The organism is Pullulanibacillus sp. KACC 23026 (assembly GCF_029094525.1).
In the GTDB taxonomy this organism is placed as follows: domain Bacteria; phylum Bacillota; class Bacilli; order Bacillales; family Sporolactobacillaceae; genus KACC-23026.
In genome coordinates this window covers 4,271,611-4,290,038 of record NZ_CP119107.1, presented here as the reverse complement: position 1 = coordinate 4,290,038, position 18,428 = coordinate 4,271,611, and the positions used below count along the sequence as shown (strand labels likewise).

General features: G+C 40.6%; 16 protein-coding genes and 1 CRISPR repeat array (1 of these 17 running past the window's edge). Of the genes, 9 read left to right on the top strand and 7 right to left on the bottom strand.

Annotated features, from left to right (window positions below):
- Positions 1 to 40: 40 nt before the first annotated feature.
- Positions 41 to 1,132, top strand: coding sequence for a threonine aldolase family protein (locus PU629_RS19930; RefSeq protein ID WP_275281762.1), 1,092 nt, complete (start codon positions 41 to 43; stop codon positions 1,130 to 1,132).
- A 53-nt stretch (positions 1,133 to 1,185) separates the two neighbouring features.
- Here PU629_RS19930 and PU629_RS19925 read toward each other — a convergent pair whose 3' ends face one another.
- The 7 genes from PU629_RS19925 to PU629_RS19895 form a co-directional block, all read right to left on the bottom strand.
- Positions 1,186 to 2,682, bottom strand: coding sequence for a carboxylesterase/lipase family protein (locus tag PU629_RS19925; RefSeq protein WP_275281761.1), 1,497 nt, complete (start codon positions 2,680 to 2,682; stop codon positions 1,186 to 1,188).
- 218 nt (positions 2,683 to 2,900) lie between these two features.
- Positions 2,901 to 3,128, bottom strand: a complete 228-nt coding sequence (locus tag PU629_RS19920) for a spore germination protein GerPB (protein WP_275281760.1) — start codon at positions 3,126 to 3,128, stop codon at positions 2,901 to 2,903.
- A 15-nt stretch (positions 3,129 to 3,143) separates the two neighbouring features.
- Entirely contained in the window at positions 3,144 to 3,365 is a 222-nt protein-coding gene (locus tag PU629_RS19915) for a spore germination protein (protein ID WP_275281759.1), read from the bottom strand.
- 30 nt (positions 3,366 to 3,395) lie between these two features.
- Positions 3,396 to 3,806 carry a spore germination protein GerPE gene (locus tag PU629_RS19910; protein WP_275281758.1) on the bottom strand — a complete coding sequence of 137 codons (411 nt, stop codon included), beginning with the start codon at positions 3,804 to 3,806 and terminating at the stop codon, positions 3,396 to 3,398.
- 57 nt (positions 3,807 to 3,863) lie between these two features.
- Entirely contained in the window at positions 3,864 to 4,049 is a 186-nt protein-coding gene (locus tag PU629_RS19905; protein ID WP_275281757.1) for a spore gernimation protein GerPD, read from the bottom strand.
- Positions 4,049 to 4,702, bottom strand: coding sequence for a spore germination protein GerPC (gene gerPC, locus PU629_RS19900; RefSeq protein ID WP_275281756.1), 654 nt, complete (start codon positions 4,700 to 4,702; stop codon positions 4,049 to 4,051). Before gerPC ends, PU629_RS19905 begins: the two co-directional genes overlap by 1 nt.
- Before the next feature lie 78 nt (positions 4,703 to 4,780).
- Positions 4,781 to 5,002 (bottom strand): spore germination protein, encoded by a 222-nt coding sequence (locus tag PU629_RS19895; protein ID WP_275281755.1) that lies wholly within the window; start codon positions 5,000 to 5,002, stop codon positions 4,781 to 4,783.
- A gap of 370 nt (positions 5,003 to 5,372) precedes the next feature.
- Here PU629_RS19895 and PU629_RS19890 point away from each other — a divergent pair, with 370 nt between their 5' ends.
- The 8 genes from PU629_RS19890 to cas2 all read left to right on the top strand — a co-directional run bounded on the left by PU629_RS19890 (position 5,373) and on the right by cas2 (position 14,843).
- Positions 5,373 to 6,731, top strand: a complete 1,359-nt coding sequence (locus PU629_RS19890) for an MATE family efflux transporter (RefSeq protein WP_275281754.1) — start codon at positions 5,373 to 5,375, stop codon at positions 6,729 to 6,731.
- A 203-nt stretch (positions 6,732 to 6,934) separates the two neighbouring features.
- The gene (cas3, locus tag PU629_RS19885; RefSeq protein ID WP_275281753.1) at positions 6,935 to 9,346 is read left to right on the top strand and encodes a CRISPR-associated helicase Cas3'; all 2,412 of its coding nucleotides are present in this window, start codon (positions 6,935 to 6,937) and stop codon (positions 9,344 to 9,346) included.
- A gap of 28 nt (positions 9,347 to 9,374) precedes the next feature.
- Complete coding sequence (cas5c, locus tag PU629_RS19880) at positions 9,375 to 10,097, top strand: type I-C CRISPR-associated protein Cas5c (protein ID WP_275281752.1); 723 nt, start codon at positions 9,375 to 9,377, stop codon at positions 10,095 to 10,097.
- Positions 10,098 to 12,023: a type I-C CRISPR-associated protein Cas8c/Csd1 gene (gene cas8c, locus PU629_RS19875; protein WP_275281751.1), complete on the top strand. Its 1,926-nt coding sequence runs from the start codon at positions 10,098 to 10,100 to the stop codon at positions 12,021 to 12,023.
- Entirely contained in the window at positions 12,024 to 12,869 is an 846-nt protein-coding gene (gene cas7c, locus PU629_RS19870; RefSeq protein WP_275281750.1) for a type I-C CRISPR-associated protein Cas7/Csd2, read from the top strand. It abuts the gene before it with no gap.
- A complete protein-coding gene (gene cas4 / locus PU629_RS19865; RefSeq protein ID WP_275281749.1) occupies positions 12,856 to 13,515 on the top strand; it encodes a CRISPR-associated protein Cas4 in 660 nt (219 codons plus the stop codon). The genes cas7c and cas4 overlap by 14 nt, the downstream gene beginning before the upstream one ends.
- Complete coding sequence (gene cas1c, locus PU629_RS19860; RefSeq protein WP_275281748.1) at positions 13,512 to 14,543, top strand: type I-C CRISPR-associated endonuclease Cas1c; 1,032 nt, start codon at positions 13,512 to 13,514, stop codon at positions 14,541 to 14,543. Before cas4 ends, cas1c begins: the two co-directional genes overlap by 4 nt.
- A 9-nt stretch (positions 14,544 to 14,552) precedes the next feature.
- Positions 14,553 to 14,843 carry a CRISPR-associated endonuclease Cas2 gene (cas2, locus tag PU629_RS19855; RefSeq protein ID WP_275281747.1) on the top strand — a complete coding sequence of 97 codons (291 nt, stop codon included), beginning with the start codon at positions 14,553 to 14,555 and terminating at the stop codon, positions 14,841 to 14,843.
- A gap of 175 nt (positions 14,844 to 15,018) precedes the next feature.
- Positions 15,019 to 18,428: direct repeats of the CRISPR family, unit length 32 nt; unit sequence GTCGCACCTTACATAGGTGCGTGGATTGAAAC (it continues 587 nt past the right edge of the window).

The following is an 18,428-nucleotide window of genomic DNA, read 5'->3' as shown; positions in this document are numbered from 1 at the left end:
GATACACTATAGAGAAGATGATCTCAAAGGAGTTTTGGCAATGACGGAAGCAATCTCTTTAGCAGAAGCATTTAGAAAGGCCCCTTATAAACTAGCAGGCCATGGACCAAGAACGGTAGAGGTGTTGAAAAAAGCCTTGCACGAGGTAGATGGAGAGCTAGAAAGTGATATTTATGGAAAGGCTTCGATCATTGAACCTTTTCAAGAAAAGATGGCTTCGTTTCTTGGAAAAGAGGCAGCCGTATTTTTTCCTAGCGGTACAATGGCGCAACAAATCGCTTTGCGAATTTGGTGTGATGAGAAAGAGAATTCACGGGTCGCTTATCACCCTCTCTGCCATTTAGAGATTCATGAAGAGGGCGGATTAAAAGAACTTCACCATATTCAACCCATTTTACTAGCGGATAAGGACCGCGTGATTGAACTGGAAGACGTGACCCGTTTAAATGAAGAGATTGCCTGCCTTTTGCTTGAATTGCCGCAGCGTGAGATTGGCGGTCAACTCCCAAGCTATGAAACTTTGGAAGCTATTTCGGCTTATTGTAAGGAAGAAGGAATCCGTCTTCATTTGGATGGAGCGAGGCTTTTTGAAATTCTCCCTTACTATAAAAAGACGGCAGCAGAGGTTTGCGCTCTATTTGATAGCGTCTATGTTTCTTTTTATAAAGGAATTGGCGGGATTGCGGGGGCCATACTTGCAGGAAATAAGGCATTCACAGAGCAATCAAAGGTCTGGAAACGCCGACACGGCGGTGATTTGATCAGCCTGTATCCGTATATTCTCTCGTCGGATTACTACTTCGATCTTAGAGTTGGGAAGATGGCACAATACTATGAAGAAGCCAAGGAACTTGCTGCGCTTTATAATCGCTGTGAGAAGGTAGAGACGCTTCCGAAAGAACCCGTTTCTAATATGTTCCATGTCCATTTTTATAAATCAAAGGACATTGTTGAGCCGATTTTGATTGACATTTATCAGGAAACCGGGGTTGGGCTTACCGGTTATATAAAAGAAGTAAACGATGAGGAATGCTCGTATGAAATTAGTATAGGGGACCTCTATGAGACCGTTCCTAAAGCGGAGCTAGAAGACGCCTTTAAATTGCTGGGTGAAAAATTAAAAGCCGTTTAATCGAATGCGGGCTGTAACGGACTGAGTGTCCGTTACAGCTTTTTATCTGTCTATCAGTTTCCAAGTAGGGTTGTCATTTGTTTGGATAAAAGGCGGCTTTGGCGGTCAGGGTCTTGGACGAGCTTGCTTTCAACATTGAATATAAGAGTAGGACGTGTTTCGAGATCATAGGGTTCCCAAAGAGGAAGGTCTTGATGGTTAGGGTCACCTGAACGGGCGAAGGCAATCCAGGCTTGCTGGATTTGATTAGCAAGGGCTTGCCGTTCTGGTCCGTCCCCAGTTAAGCGTTCGGTTAGAGGGTTTGCGACCGTATTCCAAACAAAGGGGAGTTCAAGGGCGTGGCAGGATTTGAGGAGCCCATCTTGAACATCAGTCTCCCAATCGAATCGGTACATCCAGACATTGCCGCCATTTTTCACTTGGTCTTCAGCAAGCTTCAGAGCCGGTCCTGTAAATACGGAAAAGGTCATAAATTGAACAAGTAAATCAGGTGTAAGGGGCTGAGCAGCAGTAATAAAAGGGGCAAGTTTCTTCCATAGATGTTTACCCATCAACTCCTCAAACATCGTTGCGACCGTTTCTTCAGTTGGCGCTTTAAATCGTGGATCAAAAGCAGTAAATAAGGTGAATTCATCTTTGTTTGTTCCGATTAGTACATTAATATCCTTTGCGCCCCCCTCCGCGATGGCTTGTTCTGGGTGGATAGGAATACTGATACCGTCTACTACAGGAACTAACCGCATAGAGGGTAATTGAGCCGAGGCTTCGATAAGTTTTTCCACAGGCATGTCGATAAGCAGTGAAAGGCAGTGCTCCTCGATATTAAGCGTTTTCAAAAATAAATTTGTCATTTCGTTTGCTTTCTCGACCGTCACTACATTATGGGCGGCACCGCTTTCCAATATCGCCTGCTGGAACAAACCCTTTGCTTCTGGCATCGTCAAAAGGGCGCCAATGCTCATGGCACCTGCCGATTCACCAAAGACTGTAACGCGATCCGGATCACCGCCAAAGAATTCAATGTTAGCCCGGATCCATTTTAATGCCGCGATTTGATCGAATAAGCCATTGTTCCCGGATGTGGCATATTCCTCACCGCCAAGCTCTGCAAGATGAAGGAAGCCAAGAGCGCCTAAACGGTAATTGAGTGTCACGACCACAACATCGCCATTTTTAATAAAAGAGGCTCCGTCATAGGCAAAGCTAGATCCAGAACCTGTGACGAAGGCTCCACCGTGGATCCATACTAAGACAGGCCGCTTGCGATTGTCTGCAGCAGGTGACCAGACATTTAAGTACAGACAATCCTCACTCATGTTCTCAACTGAATTGCCAAGAAAGGCCATGATCTCGTTTTGCTGCTGATGAGGGATCGGGCCAAATTCGGTTGCCTCTCTTACGCCATTCCAGCTTTCGGGTGGTTCTGGCCGCTTGAACCGCCGTGAACCAATAGGGGCCCTCGCATAGGGAATGCCCCTCCAAACATAGCCTTGCGATAAAGCTTCACCTTCAACTTGTCCATAAATTGTTTTTACAATTGTATCAGACATCCGGACATCTCCTCTCTGCCTTGAGCTATCTCCTAGCTAATTGCTTATACTAAAACTATTCCACCGGCAATCCATTTATCCTTCTTATAAATCTCAAGAGACCTGGTATTTTTTTAACAAAAACAAAAGTAAACACCGCTTCAGCACTGGCGGTGTTTGGTTAATCAACTAGTTTAGCTCTCACTGTGGTAAGCCCTTTGTAGGTGGGGGTTATCGCTTTAGCGGGAAGTAAGCGGTACTAAAATGGGGGCTTCAAGTGAAGAGGGGGGCAGTGCCTGAGGAGGGTTTCCTAAGGCTGGACCGGGTCCTTTAAATCCCCCTGTATTATAGACATTGGAAAGCGCATTGATGGCTCCGGCTGTCCCGATCTGGATGACTGAGGAGTTGTTTGCCGTCCCAATAGATAGTTTATGGATAATAATGGTTTGGGTGACATAGAGGTCCATAAAGATGCCCCCCAACTAGTTATTTTGTGCAATTGCTCCATCTATTAAGTCTGGATCTAAGGTATTCGTATTGCTTAATAGATCAATAGTACAATGAAGGTCGCCTGTACCAAATGAGCCTGACCCTACATACGATTTGGAAGTGGATTTTGGAGCGATATTAAGGGCATCTCCAAAGTTGACTTGGGCAGCGCTAGAAACTGCGGTAATCTTAATCGGTCCTACAAGAGCAGGCACTATGAAACCTCCTTTTTTTAGCCATTCAAATTAATTGGTATAGATCGTAAGTTCTGGCCGTTCACGGTAACCTTCTGGAACGGTACTAAACGATCGGAAATGTTTAATCCGGGATTCAGTTTCAATTGAATTGATCGAACCTATATGAATCATAGAAGAAGCGGCAATAGCAATGATTCGCATGTGATCCACTTTGATCAATGGAACAATGTTTTGGGTATTTACTTGTACTGGAATGTGCCCAATTGGACGAAAAATTTCTTGAGTAAAAATTCTGTAGGGTCTGAGATCACCTTCATGTCCTTGGAAGTTAGGGTATTCCTTTTGGACAGCAAGGGCATGACTGGTTAGTTGAGCATCATGGCTATCACCAATTTGCAGGGCAGAAGACGAGGCAATATTCGTCAATAAAAGATCATCAACCATTGATAGGCGCGGCATAGTTAACCTCCCTAAGAAACGTCTTTAACTTTTCACTTAAAGGCAGTTGCCGAGTACTTATCTAGGTGATAGCGGAACAAGGGCGTTTCCACTTGCAACAATCAGGGATTCCGGTGGTGTATCAAATTCAGAGGAAAGATTTATGCTCTGGCAATCGCCAATTAATAAAACAGAAGAAGAGGAGATCCCTTTTAGCTCAATCGAACCGATCGATAGACCATGATTGATCACATTTAAAATCATTAGGCGTCACTTCCACTCTTTAATTTTAAAATAAATTGTTCCGTCCCATTCTCAATTTCCTTTTTCATCTCCTCATATAAAAGCGATTCAGCTTTATCAGGGTCTTGATAAATGAGCTCCCGTGTTGAGGGATCAGCTTGTAACCCTTGTTCTAATTGTGTAAGGCGCTGAGGGATTTGCTTTCGGATATCTTCCAAGATAAAAAGGCGATAGGGATCATTAAGCGGGAAGCCTTGTTCTTTCTCAATACGGATCAAGTGGTTCATCGCTTCATGTTGGAGATAAGCTTCGATCCGATCATGGACCGCCTGAATCAGAGGGCTTTGATTGGAAGGGTTTTTAGGAAGCCCACTAGATCTATCGGGGTTTGTCATTGTAATGGGCGAGTCCCCTACCATAATGTCATCCAGCGTCCCTTCTCCTGTTTTGGGTGTTAAGCCAATATTAAGCGTTCCATCAAGCTTTTCAATTTTTAACTGGTCAAATTTATATTCAATCCGACCAACATTCATTTTCTTGTCATTCTTAAGCTGTTCTAATTTTTCTTCTAGTTGGTTGATGCGATTTTCTGCATAGTCTAACCGCTCTTGAAGAGCTTGAATCCATTGATTTAAATGGTGAAGGTGATTGAGTGTATTCGGGTCCATGGCCATGGGGTCAACCGCTCCCCTTTTTTAAGGATTACTACTAAACTATGCGGCAGACGTCCTTAAATATCCCGAATAAATCATCTAGATGTTCCCGAAGTTGACGTTGTCGATGAAATCAGAGTCATTCGTACTCGTCATGCTATAGCCATTTTGAACATAAAGATAATCCCCTGTATTAAATGAACCTGCACCCGCAAATGTTTTGAGCGTACTGTTTGCGTTAATCCGCCAAACATCCCCAATGTGGAAAATGCCGCTTCCTGAAATTGAGTTTACTTTTACCGCTCCTACAACTGCTGGCATTGGCAAACATCCTTTATACCTTTACTGATACTTAGCTTATGCTAAACGCCTAGAACGTGTGTAAGGTCTATATTCTTGATGGAATTCGTTAAATGAAACAGGTTAAAACGCCCCATAGCTACCACTGCAGATATAAAACGGTGGGTTGGACAACGCTGGATATGAACCCTGTAAAGGTCATTTTATTTGGGATTGACGCAAAAGTAGTTATTGAGTAGACTTAAGTGGCTAATAAAAGGTCTGTTTATGTAATCGATTTCATAAACCGCTTCTTTTAAGATGGAGAAAGGGTTAATAGAAGGCGTTAAGAAATGGGCTGTGCTGGTTGCGGGCATGAAAGAATTAAGGTGGATAGTCTGGGGGAGTAGGCTTGAATACAAAAGATAAGTCTCTTTTTAGGTTAACTTGGCCAATATTTATCGAAATCTTGCTGCAGATGTTGATGGGAAGTGCGGATACACTCATGCTGAGCCACTACTCCGATTCATCTGTGGCGGCAGTTGGAATGGCTAATCAGATCTTGCAAATCGTCTTTGTGCTCTTTAATTTTACAACTTTAGGAACGATCATAATGGTATCTAGACTGTTGGGAGCGAAAGACAAGGGAGAAGCACTGCAGGTCGGATACACTTCAATTGTCATGAATGCTAGTGTTGGTCTTATTCTAGGCCTTGTTCTATGGCTATCAGGTCATGGGTTGCTTCATTTAATGAATACGCCTTTTGAATTAATGGCACAGGCGATGACCTATTTGAATGTGGTAGGAGGATTTATTTTCCTTGCTGCGATTAGCATGACAATTGGGGCTATTCTTAGAAGCTTTGGATTTACAAAAGATGCCATGATGGTCACAATCGGCATTAATATCTTGAATATCATTGGCAACTTGCTTTTTGTATTCGGTCCGGGAATGTTTCCAAGGCTTGGCGTGTACGGTTCAGCCTTATCGACAACAGTGAGTCGGGCAATTGGCGTGATCATCCTACTGAGTTTACTGATAATAAGGACAGGTGTTGTTCCCAAGCTCTCCATGTTTGTGAAGCACCGATTGGATCATTTAAAGGAGCTTATGAAGATTGGCGTGCCTTCTGCAGGTGAGCAACTGTCTTATGATTTATCACAACTCGTCATTACTTATTTTGTCACGCTTCTTGGAACGGAAGCATTGACTACTAAAATTTACCTGCAAAATATTATGATGTTCATTTTTCTATTTTCGGTTTCCGTTGGTGAGGGGTCACAAATTCTGATTAGCCATTATGTCGGAGCGGGGCGTTATAAAGAAGCTTTCTTACGAGGAATGACTAGTATTAAGGTCGGATTTATCGGCTCCTTTACCATTGCAATCTTCTTTTACTTTTTTGGGCAAGGCATTCTTGGACTGTTCACTCATAATCCAGACATCCTTCATGAAGGAAAGTGGCTGTTATTGCTCACTGTTATACTTGAGCCTGGTCGGGCATTTAATCTCATCTTGATCAGCGCGTTACGATGCGTTGGGGATGTTCGCTACCCTGTTTATTTGGGCATGATCGTGATGTGGTTAATCGGATTGCCGGTTGCTTGGCTTTGCGGCATCGCATTGGATCTTGGACTCATGGGCATATGGATCAGCTTCATAACGGATGAGTGGCTCCGCGGCCTCTTAATCTACCGGCGCTGGACCAATAAAAGGTGGGAACGATATATAGGTGTGAAGGAAAAAGTCGAAACTGAGGGAATCAGCTAATTTATAAGATTATATCAAGACTATAGGCCTTTACCAACATTGGTAAAGGTCTTTTGGTTTAATTGGAGTATAATTAATGTCGGAAAATAATAACAATAATCCAAATATTGTGTTATAGTTTTCTTAAAGGAAATTTTATAGTTATGAACGGTATAAGAAGATTAAATTAGATGGGTGTCTTTAAAATGAGAGGAGGGTTAAAAATGGATTCAATAGCGCATATCCGCCAGTTAGACGGTACTATTCAAACGATTGAGGAACACCTATTTGGAGTAAGAGACCTCGCCAAACGTTTCGGAGATAAAATAGGAGTCGGACAACTCGCTGGCCTAGCGGGTTGGCTTCATGATACTGGAAAATATAGTGACGAGTTTAGAGATTACATAATTGAAGCGGTTAATAACCCCGATCATCCCCCAAAAAAGGGAAGTGTTGATCATTCGACAGCTGGGGGAAAGATTCTGTACAATAAGCTTCATTTGCAAGATACCAGTGTTGCAGAAAAGTTAATTGCTGAAATAATTGGGAACGTTATTATATCACATCACTCGGGCCTTCAAGATTTTTTAAATCCGCAGCTTGAGTCTGACTACTTAAAAAGAGTCAGTGAGAAAATAATAGAAGATTTTCAGCCGCTCACTAAAAAGTTTTATGCAAACATAACCAAAGAAACGGAATTAGATGACTACCTTAAAGAGTGTGAAGGTGAGATTCTTGATTATATGAAAGAGAATCTACGAGGCAGTTCTGGGAAAATCCAATTATTCTTTATGTTTTTAACCAAATATATATTTAGCTGTTTAATTGATGCAGACCGAACTAATACAAGGTGCTTTGAAGAAAATGATTCGGAGATTAGAGCTGCGTTTGACCCCTTTTTATTTGAACGCTACTATCAAACCCTATTAAACCATTTAGTGGAATTAAAAAAACGTCCAGATTCAGACCATCCTATTAATAAGCTCCGTGCTAAAATGTCGGAAGAATGTGATAGATCCGCGGAAAACCCCTCAGGAATTTACACCTTATCTATCCCAACAGGAGGTGGAAAGACACTAGCCAGTTTACGATATGCTCTTAAACATGCGATTAGATATCAGAAAGAGCGAATTATTTATGTTGTTCCTTATACGACTATTATCGAACAGAACGCTGATGAAGTGAAGAGAATCCTTGATGATCAAGACAACATCTTGGAGCACCATTCAAACGTCATTGAGAAAGAAGATCAAGAAGATTATTCCCATTATATAAAGGAGAAAGTTCTAAAGCTTGCAAAAGATAATTGGGATGTACCGATTATTTTCACAACCATGGTTCAGTTTCTTAATACTTTTTATTCAAAAGGCACACGAAATATTAGACGTTTACATAATTTGGCTCATTCAGTCCTCATATTTGATGAGGTTCAATCGGTGCCAGTGAATTGTGTGTCTTTATTTAATGAGGCGTTAAATTTTCTTAAGCAAACCTGTCATTCCAGTATCCTATTGTGTACGGCGACACAGCCAGCCTTAGATTTTGTTAAAAGGAAATTGGAATCAATTGATGGTGAAGTGATCCAGAATTTATCGAGGGTTTCAGAAGCTTTTAAGCGAGTTGAAATTGTTGATAAAACACGAGATAGTGGTTGGACGACGGAAGAATTATCTGAGTTTGTACGGGGGAATTTTAATGAATCATTGAGTATATTAGTTATTTTAAATACAAAAACGGTTGTTCGAAAGCTGTTCAACCAATTTAAAGAAAGTCACTCAAATTTACAAGTCTATCATTTAAGTACTTCTATGTGTGCAGCACACCGTAAAGAGATCCTAAAAAAGGTTAAGAAAGCGATTCAAAGCAGAGAACGGGTATTGTGCATTAGTACCCAATTAATCGAGGCAGGAGTTGATATAAGTTTTGATTGTGTCATTCGTTCATTGGCAGGCTTAGATTCAATCGCCCAGGCAGCAGGGCGATGTAACCGACATGGAAAACTGGATATAAGAAATGTATACGTTGTAAATCATAGAGAGGAAAACCTTACACGTTTAAAGGAAATCAAGGTAGGGGCGGATATAACACATAGAATATTAAGAGATAGGAAGAGTAGGGAAGGGTTAAAGGACATCCTATCAAGAGAAACTATGTCACTTTATTTCAAAAATTATTACACACAGTTTGATAATGACTTAGATTACCCTATAAAGGCGTTAGAGAATAGAAAAATGTATGATCTATTAAATACTAATAAGGATTATGTAAATGCCTACAAAAGTAAAAATGGAAAACCAATTAATCTGGTTTTAAATACAAGTATTAAAACTGCCAGCCAATATTTTGAAGTCATTGATAATCAAACTACATCTGTTTTAGTTCCATATGGAGACGGGGAAGATCTTATTGCTGAACTTAATGGAGATATTGGTATAAGAGATATGACGGTTCTTTTGAAAAGAGCTCAGCAATATACGGTAAATGTCTTTCAGCATGAAATCAATGAATTGAGCAAGAATAACAATCTTATTTATTTAAGAGAAGGGACGATTATTTGTTTGAGAGAGAATGCCTATGATCTCGAATTTGGAGTGAGTTTAGAAGGGGAAGGCACAATGGAAGGACATTTCATTTGATTTGACAAAAGCAAAAGGGGGGGAAGGAATGCGGAATCAAATTGAATTTGAAGTCTTTGGTTCATATGCGTTATTTACAGATCCAGTCACTAAAATGGGTGGTGAAAAGTTATCCTATCAAGTTCCTACCTATCAAGCTCTAAAGGGGATTGTGGAATCAATTTACTGGAAACCAACTATTATTTGGGTCATTGACGAAGTACGGGTAATGAATCCGATTAGGATGGAGGCGAAGGGAATTCGCCCCATTAAGTACCAAGATGGAAAAAATGATTTAGCTAATTACACGTATCTTAAAGATGTTAACTATCAAGTGCGTGCACATTTCATTTTTAATCCTCACCGCAAGGATCTAGCTGCTGACAGAAACGAAAATAAACATCACAATATTGCTAAACGGTGTGTAATGGTTGGCGGCAGAAGAGATATTTTCTTAGGCACAAGAGAATGCCAAGGCTATGTTGAAGCTTGTGAATTCGGGAATGGGACAGGCTTTTATGATGATTATGGGGATATTCATTTAGGAACAATGGTCCATGGTATTAATTATCCGGATGAAACTGGACAAAAAGTAATGGAAACACGTCTTTGGCAACCGGTTATGTCAAATGGTGTCATCAAATTTATCCATCCAGAAGAATGTAAATTGGTTCGCCCTATTAAGGAAATGGCAGCTAAAGAGTTTAGTTTAGAATCGATTCACTCAGTTGATGACCTCCATGATGAAATTATAAATGAAAGGAGGAATTAGATGAGCTGGCTCTTGGATTTATATGAGACCTATGAAAGGAATGCTAATCAGGTGGGGTGTTTCAATAAGAGAAAGGATGGCCAGGAATATACTTTATTACCTGAATCTCATACGACACAAAATGCCCAAATAGAGGTAGTGGTAACAGAACAAGGAGATTTTTATTCTGCAAGTGTAATTGAAAAAAAAGAGGCTGAAACAGTGATCCCTTGCACGGAAGACTCTTTTAGTAGAACAAGTGCACCTGTTCCACACCCTTTGCATGATAAATTAATGTATGTCGCTGGAGACTTTCTTGCCTTTGGGGGACAAGTTAAAACCGGCAATCCTTTTAATAATTACATTATGCAATTAAAAGAATGGGCTGAGTCTGACTTTACCCATCCCAAAATAAGGGCCATTTATCACTATTTAAAAGAAGGGACTCTCATTCAAGATTTGGTAAATTGTTCTGTTCTTTATGTCGATCGTTATAATCACTTAATAAAGAAATGGACTAAAGATGAAGAAGCATTGTTCGGGGAGAAACCACCTTTATTCCGGGTTATGAATGATACACAGGACAAAGTGTTTGTGAGATTTGATGTACACATACCTGGGGAAATAAATCGCAGATTGTGGAAAGACAAGGCGGTTTATGATTCCTTTATACGTTTTTATAAGCAGAAATTGAAAGAAAAAGATTTTTGTTATGTTACAGGGAGAGAAGAGGCCAAAACAGATAAACACAGTACAAAAATTAGACATTCAGCCGACATGGCAAAATTAATTTCAGCTAATGACAATTCTGGTTATACATTTAGGGGACGATTCCTCAAAGGAGATGATGTGGCGAATATAAGTTATAAGGTTTCTCAAAAAGCTCATAATGCTTTGAAGTGGTTAATTTTAAAACAGGGTAAGACTATTGATGGACGGGTATTCCTTGTTTGGGGGAACGATCAGACAGAAGTCCCCTCCCCTCAGGACGATTTACATAGCTTATTAATTGAGATGGATCTTATTAAAGAGACGGAGGTTATTGAAGAGGGGGATTCTACCCACCAAGTGTTTGCTGAACTGTTTAATAAAGCCATTACAGGTTTCAAGTCCAGTCTCAACTATGAATCTAACGTAATGATTTTAATTCTAGATGCTGCAACCCCAGGTCGCCTCTCTGTTCTATATTATCGAAATTTAAATAAGGAAGAATATCTTAGCCGAATACAAAACTGGCATAAAACCTGTAGTTGGCTTCATGAGTATAAAAAGGATGAAAACAAGAAAACGATTCATTTTTATGGAGCTCCGGCCACAAGGGATATTGCTTTTGCCGCATACGGGAGCCATGCCAGTGAAAAGCTCGTAAAAGGATTGATGGAACGGATGCTGTCTTGCGTAATAGATGGAAGGAAGGTTCCATTGGATATCATCAAGTCTGCCATACATCGGGCATCCAATCCTGTGTCAATGGATGAGTGGGAATGGAAAAAAACGTTAAGTATTACTTGTGCGCTTCTAAAAAAGCATTACGAGAAGGAGGGGTATAACGTGTCTCTTGATCCTACCAACAAAAACAGAGATTATTTGTTTGGAAGATTATTAGCACTTGCTGATGTCCTTGAAAGAAGGGCATTATCGAACGAAGATAGGAGAGCTACGAACGCAATTAGATATATGAATGCTTTTTCAAGGCACCCTTCTAGAACTTGGGATATTATTCAATCAAATTTGCAGCCTTACCAAGCAAGGTTGGGTGATCAATCACTCTACCTAAACAAATTAATAGATGAAGTTGCCTCCAATATTGCAATAGAAGATTTTAATAATAAGCCATTAAGCGGTGTCTATTTATTGGGTTTTTACAGCCAAAGACATGAACTCTATAAAAGTAAGAAGGACAAAGAAAGTGAACAAGAAAAACAAATTGTTGGGAGTGACTTTTAAATGGGTAGCTTAGAACACAAAATTGATTTTGCGGTTGTTTTCTCTGCGCGGAATGCAAATCCAAATGGTGATCCATTAAATGGTAATCGTCCAAGACAAAATTATGATGGTTATGGTGAAGTGTCAGATGTTTGTTTAAAACGTAAGATTAGAAATCGATTACAGGATGCTGGAGAACTAATTTTTGTTCAATCGGATGAAAGAAAAACGGATAGTTTTAAAAGTTTAAAAGAACGTGCAGATTCTAAAGAAGAATTGAAAAAGGCTGAGAAGGCAAAAAATGCGGAGCTTTTTGGTGATATAGCTTGCCAAACATGGTTTGATGTAAGAAGTTTTGGACAGGTGTTTGCATTCAAAGGTGATTCTTTGTCTGTCGGGGTTAGAGGACCTGTCTCTATTCATCCCGCTGTTAGTCTCCATCCAATTGATGTTTCAAGTATTCAAATTACGAAGAGTGTGAATTCAACAACATCTGATAAAAAAGGTTCAGATACAATGGGGATGAAACATCGAGTTGATTTTGGTATTTATGTATTTTATGGGAGCATAAATACCCAACTAGCAGAGAAAACAGGATTTACGAATGAAGATGCTGAAAAACTTAAACAAGCTCTTATAACTTTATTTGAGAATGATGCATCTTCAGCTAGGCCTGATGGAAGTATGGAAGTTCACAATGTTTATTGGTGGGAGCATAATTCGAAATTGGGTCAATACTCCTCTGCAAAGGTTCATCGTTCGCTTAAATTTGATGTAAACACAGATGAACCTAGATCGGTTGATGATATTACTGTGACTCTTGAAAATTTAGATAACCTCTCTTGTCAAGTTTATGCAGGACAATAACGAAGATGAATACCTGATGCTATCAGGTATTCAACATTTTATATTTTGTAAGCGTCAATGGGCACTAATCCATATTGAACAGCAATGGGAAGAAAATGTCAGGACAGTTGAAGGACAACATATCCATATTAAAGCAGACCAGCCATTAATAAGAGAGAAGAGACAAAATAAATTAATTGTTAGAGCCCTACCGATCAAATCAACAGAACTAGGTGCAACGGGTATTTGTGATGTTGTCGAATTTATCCAGAATGATAAAGGAGTTTCGGTTTTTAACTCCAAAGAAAAGTATTTACCTATCCCAATTGAATATAAAAGGGGAAAGCCTAAGAAGGATGATTCAGATGTTCTTCAATTAACAGCTCAAGCGATATGTCTTGAGGAGATGCTGCTATGTGCGGTTGATACGGGCTATATTTTCTACAATGAAATTAAACATCGCGTGGAAGTTCCAATTTCAGAAGAAAATAGAATAAGGGTAAGAAAGATGTTTAAGGAGATGCATCATTTTTTTAACAATAACTATACACCCAAAGTAAGAACTGGGACCTTTTGTAAAAGTTGTTCACTCCAACATATATGTATGCCCACGTTAATGACTAAGCAATCGGTTAGTAGTTATATCGAAAGGGTTCTAAAAGAATGAGAAAACTATTGAACAGCTTATTTATAACAAGTCCTGATGTCTATTTAACTTTGAACGGTGAAAATATTGTTGTAAAGAAAGAAGAAAGTGATATTGGGAGAGTTCCCCTACACAATCTAGAGTCTATTTATGCCTTTGGGTATAGCGGTGCCAGTCCTGCTTTGATGGGTGCCTGTGCGGAAAGAAATATTTCGCTTGTTTTTCTAACAAAGAACGGTCGTTTTTTGGCAAAGGTGATCGGTGAAAGTAGAGGTAATGTTATCTTAAGAAAGGCTCAATATCGAATATCAGATAGTGATTCACTCAGTTTATTGATAGCAAAGCATTTCATTATTGGGAAAGTATATAACAACAAATGGATCTTAGAACGTATGACCCGCGATTACCCTTTAAGAATTGATCTCTCCATGTTTAAAGAGGTTTCAAGGGAATTGTCTAAAAACTTAATAGAAATTAAAAATGCAACGGATTTGGAACTTTTGAGAGGATATGAAGGACAAGCTGCTATTCTTTACAATAAAGTTTTTGATCAAATGATTCTCCAACAAAAAGAAGATTTCTTTTTTAAAGGTAGGAATCGTAGACCGCCAATGGATAATGTCAATGCGATGCTATCATTTGCTTATACACTTTTAGCAAATGATACAGCAGCGGCACTCGAAGCAGTAGGCCTGGATGCTTATGTAGGGTTCTTGCATCGAGACCGTCCTGGAAGGGTTTCTCTTGCACTTGATCTTATGGAGGAGTTAAGAGGAGTATTCGCGGATCGATTTGTTATTTCTTTGATCAATAAGAAAATTGTTAATAAAAATGATTTCTTTGTTAAAGAGAATGGTGCAGTTATTATGATAGATGAAGCCCGGAAAAAATTTCTAAAGGCTTGGCAGGATAAGAAGCAAGAGAAAATAAAGCACCCTTTCTTGGGAGAAAAAATCTCTTGGGGTCTGGTTCCTTATGCACAAGCCATATTATTAGCCAGACATATAAGAGGTGATTTAGATGGGTATCCGCCTTTCTTATGGAAGTAGTTGTCTAACGTGTTAGTGGTCATTACTTATGATGTCAGCACAATTGATCCTGGAGGAAAAAAGAGGTTAAGGCAGGTTTCAAAGCTGTGTCAAGATTATGGTTTAAGAGTTCAAAATTCCGTTTTTGAATGTGTTGTCGATTCAACTCAATTAAGACAATTGAAATATAAATTACTAGAGATCATAAACAAAGAAACAGATAGCCTTCGTTTTTATCGTTTAGGGGACAATTATAAGACAAAAGTCGAACATATTGGAAATAAAGAAACGTTTGATTTAGAAGGGTACCTATTTATTTGAGGTAACGGTAAGTAAGGTGCGAACCTGAAGTGAACATGATTATATAGGTTTATTCGCACCAAAATATAAGCTTATTTCCATGTGTTTTTCTTATTAAAATACATTTATTGGAAATAAAATGGCATTGATGCATTGATTATCTATGAAAAATAGATATTTTTGCTCAAAAAACGCCGTCGCACCTTACATAGGTGCGTGGATTGAAACACTTTTTAAATTAGCAGTAGCGATCACTGTAAAGTCGCACCTTACATAGGTGCGTGGATTGAAACTTTTACAATTTCAAAAAAACGTTTAATATCCTTTGTCGCACCTTACATAGGTGCGTGGATTGAAACGTCGCTGACAACTTAAATAATCCCGAACTAGGAAAAGTCGCACCTTACATAGGTGCGTGGATTGAAACACCATGAAGCGGGGTAGCGTTATGAAGATGGATAAGTCGCACCTTACATAGGTGCGTGGATTGAAACTTTTAATGCGAGAGATTGGAATACTTCGCCAACGTCGCACCTTACATAGGTGCGTGGATTGAAACTTAAAAAACTACCTTTTGTTAGTGGGTGATTATTGTCGCACCTTACATAGGTGCGTGGATTGAAACAACCCTAGCATAACTATCATAAACCTCTCTAATAGTCGCACCTTACATAGGTGCGTGGATTGAAACATCAGTGGGGACGTGCTTAAAATGAATGATTTAGTCGCACCTTACATAGGTGCGTGGATTGAAACTTCGAGTAGCACCATTTCCATGCGGTTATACTCGGTCGCACCTTACATAGGTGCGTGGATTGAAACTTGGCATGGACAAATTGAAGGCGGCTCCCGCCCCGTCGCACCTTACATAGGTGCGTGGATTGAAACAACCATGTCGGGCTCTGTCAGCTATCAAAAAGGGTCGCACCTTACATAGGTGCGTGGATTGAAACATCTATCATAAACTATATTGGGGGAATCGAAAATGTCGCACCTTACATAGGTGCGTGGATTGAAACCATACAATAGTAACAACTGACACAAAAGCAAAATGTCGCACCTTACATAGGTGCGTGGATTGAAACCCTTTGGTGATGTTGAATGTTTATAATTATTTTGGTCGCACCTTACATAGGTGCGTGGATTGAAACTCGCAGCTGTTTAACCATACGATTAAAAACTTGAGGTCGCACCTTACATAGGTGCGTGGATTGAAACGTATGGTATCGGTTGTCGTGGATGGTTTATCGAGGTCGCACCTTACATAGGTGCGTGGATTGAAACCCCTTGGGAGCCGCCTCGATTGGTTCCGGTACCGCGTCGCACCTTACATAGGTGCGTGGATTGAAACCTGTTTATCGGCAACTATAAGCGGATTTTACCGCTCGTCGCACCTTACATAGGTGCGTGGATTGAAACGAGAATATCAGGATGCAATGCCAAAGTAAGCGCGGTCGCACCTTACATAGGTGCGTGGATTGAAACAGAGCCACTAACAACACTAGGACCACTTTGACCATGTCGCACCTTACATAGGTGCGTGGATTGAAACTTTAATTTAATTTCAAGCACCTCCAATAAATAAAGTCGCACCTTACATAGGTGCGTGGATTGAAACTTGTTGCTTCTGGTAAGGCATCCAATCCCAAGATGTCGCACCTTACATAGGTGCGTGGATTGAAACATAATGCGTCTGAATAGTTGACCGTTGAACACCTGTCGCACCTTACATAGGTGCGTGGATTGAAACTTTAATTTGTGGTTCTTGTGCTAAAATACAGGGTTGTCGCACCTTACATAGGTGCGTGGATTGAAACTTATGCTCTTTATGATATGGGGACTATTTCATCGTCGCACCTTACATAGGTGCGTGGATTGAAACCTTGACTGTTAAGGATTTGGGCATAAGTAACGAGTCGCACCTTACATAGGTGCGTGGATTGAAACAAAAGTACGAATAGAACCAATAGAACCCATAACAGCGTCGCACCTTACATAGGTGCGTGGATTGAAACCAGTTAAAACACCAACAATAGACCCCAAAATACCCGGTCGCACCTTACATAGGTGCGTGGATTGAAACCCATATGCATGTCTCCAAATCTCCCATCCCATGACGTCGCACCTTACATAGGTGCGTGGATTGAAACCCCAAAGTTTTCGATTTCCACCAATCCCACAATGTCGCACCTTACATAGGTGCGTGGATTGAAACATGTCGAATCCTCCACTCCTGTTCGACAATTATGTCGCACCTTACATAGGTGCGTGGATTGAAACCCTTGTGACGGGCCCGCATGATGACCCCTGGAGGTCGCACCTTACATAGGTGCGTGGATTGAAACGAGGTTCAAGGGTATCAAGGACGAGCCACGAAAGAGTCGCACCTTACATAGGTGCGTGGATTGAAACTTATACTAGAAGGACTCCAAGGACTGTCCGATAAGTCGCACCTTACATAGGTGCGTGGATTGAAACTATCTACTCCCGTCACTCGCCTTGCTATGATTAGTCGCACCTTACATAGGTGCGTGGATTGAAACGAAACAGGCGCGGACCCAAGTACAGCTATTTACGTCGCACCTTACATAGGTGCGTGGATTGAAACAAGGATTTACGTTTGCCGCCAACAAAGCGAAAAGTCGCACCTTACATAGGTGCGTGGATTGAAACGCTCATAGGCATTAAATCATTAATATAAGCTAATGTCGCACCTTACATAGGTGCGTGGATTGAAACATAAACTTCGGCACTTGTCGTGAACTTCATGCCGCGTCGCACCTTACATAGGTGCGTGGATTGAAACGACTCTCGGGTCGGGTTAGAAGAATTTTTCCAAGTCGCACCTTACATAGGTGCGTGGATTGAAACTCCCCCAGCTATACGCAGTGGAGTAAAGCCCGCGTCGCACCTTACATAGGTGCGTGGATTGAAACGTGAGAGAGACCGGTTAAAGATTCTAACAATACGTCGCACCTTACATAGGTGCGTGGATTGAAACGATTCACTTATCGGTGTTACCCCATCAGCCCCAACGTCGCACCTTACATAGGTGCGTGGATTGAAACATAAAAACTTTGATGATCACCGAGAAACCAATTGGTCGCACCTTACATAGGTGCGTGGATTGAAACTGGGTATGAGGTCTCTATGTAGCCCCTCACATACTGTCGCACCTTACATAGGTGCGTGGATTGAAACATGATTAGCCTTTAGATCATTGTCATAACACTCTTGTCGCACCTTACATAGGTGCGTGGATTGAAACAACCTGAAAGCCTCTGATACGGCTACGATGACGAAGTCGCACCTTACATAGGTGCGTGGATTGAAACTTATTACCAGGTGGAGCACCTTTTGTGTGCACCCGTCGCACCTTACATAGGTGCGTGGATTGAAACTTTTGTTGTCCGGGACTTAGATTTTCCATAAGGGTCGCACCTTACATAGGTGCGTGGATTGAAACTCGCAGAACCCACAATAAGCAATCCAAGTTAACGTCGCACCTTACATAGGTGCGTGGATTGAAACTAAGGGTGTAGTCTTGCTAGGATTCGCCGCAAAGGTCGCACCTTACATAGGTGCGTGGATTGAAACCACAACGGC

What these genes read in the sequence shown, in the direction of transcription:
- PU629_RS19930 (WP_275281762.1), top strand. Translation starts at nt 41, where the DNA reads ATGACGGAAGCAATCTCTTTAGCAGAAGCATTTAGAAAGGCCCCTTAT.
- PU629_RS19925 (WP_275281761.1), bottom strand. Translation starts at nt 2,682, where the DNA reads ATGTCTGATACAATTGTAAAAACAATTTATGGACAAGTTGAAGGTGAA.
- PU629_RS19920 (WP_275281760.1), bottom strand. Translation starts at nt 3,128, where the DNA reads ATGGACCTCTATGTCACCCAAACCATTATTATCCATAAACTATCTATT.
- PU629_RS19910 (WP_275281758.1), bottom strand. Translation starts at nt 3,806, where the DNA reads ATGCCGCGCCTATCAATGGTTGATGATCTTTTATTGACGAATATTGCC.
- PU629_RS19905 (WP_275281757.1), bottom strand. Translation starts at nt 4,049, where the DNA reads ATGATTTTAAATGTGATCAATCATGGTCTATCGATCGGTTCGATTGAG.
- gerPC (WP_275281756.1), bottom strand. Translation starts at nt 4,702, where the DNA reads ATGGCCATGGACCCGAATACACTCAATCACCTTCACCATTTAAATCAA.
- PU629_RS19895 (WP_275281755.1), bottom strand. Translation starts at nt 5,002, where the DNA reads ATGCCAGCAGTTGTAGGAGCGGTAAAAGTAAACTCAATTTCAGGAAGC.
- cas3 (WP_275281753.1), top strand. Translation starts at nt 6,935, where the DNA reads ATGGATTCAATAGCGCATATCCGCCAGTTAGACGGTACTATTCAAACG.
- cas5c (WP_275281752.1), top strand. Translation starts at nt 9,375, where the DNA reads ATGCGGAATCAAATTGAATTTGAAGTCTTTGGTTCATATGCGTTATTT.
- cas8c (WP_275281751.1), top strand. Translation starts at nt 10,098, where the DNA reads ATGAGCTGGCTCTTGGATTTATATGAGACCTATGAAAGGAATGCTAAT.
- cas7c (WP_275281750.1), top strand. Translation starts at nt 12,024, where the DNA reads ATGGGTAGCTTAGAACACAAAATTGATTTTGCGGTTGTTTTCTCTGCG.
- cas4 (WP_275281749.1), top strand. Translation starts at nt 12,856, where the DNA reads ATGCAGGACAATAACGAAGATGAATACCTGATGCTATCAGGTATTCAA.
- cas1c (WP_275281748.1), top strand. Translation starts at nt 13,512, where the DNA reads ATGAGAAAACTATTGAACAGCTTATTTATAACAAGTCCTGATGTCTAT.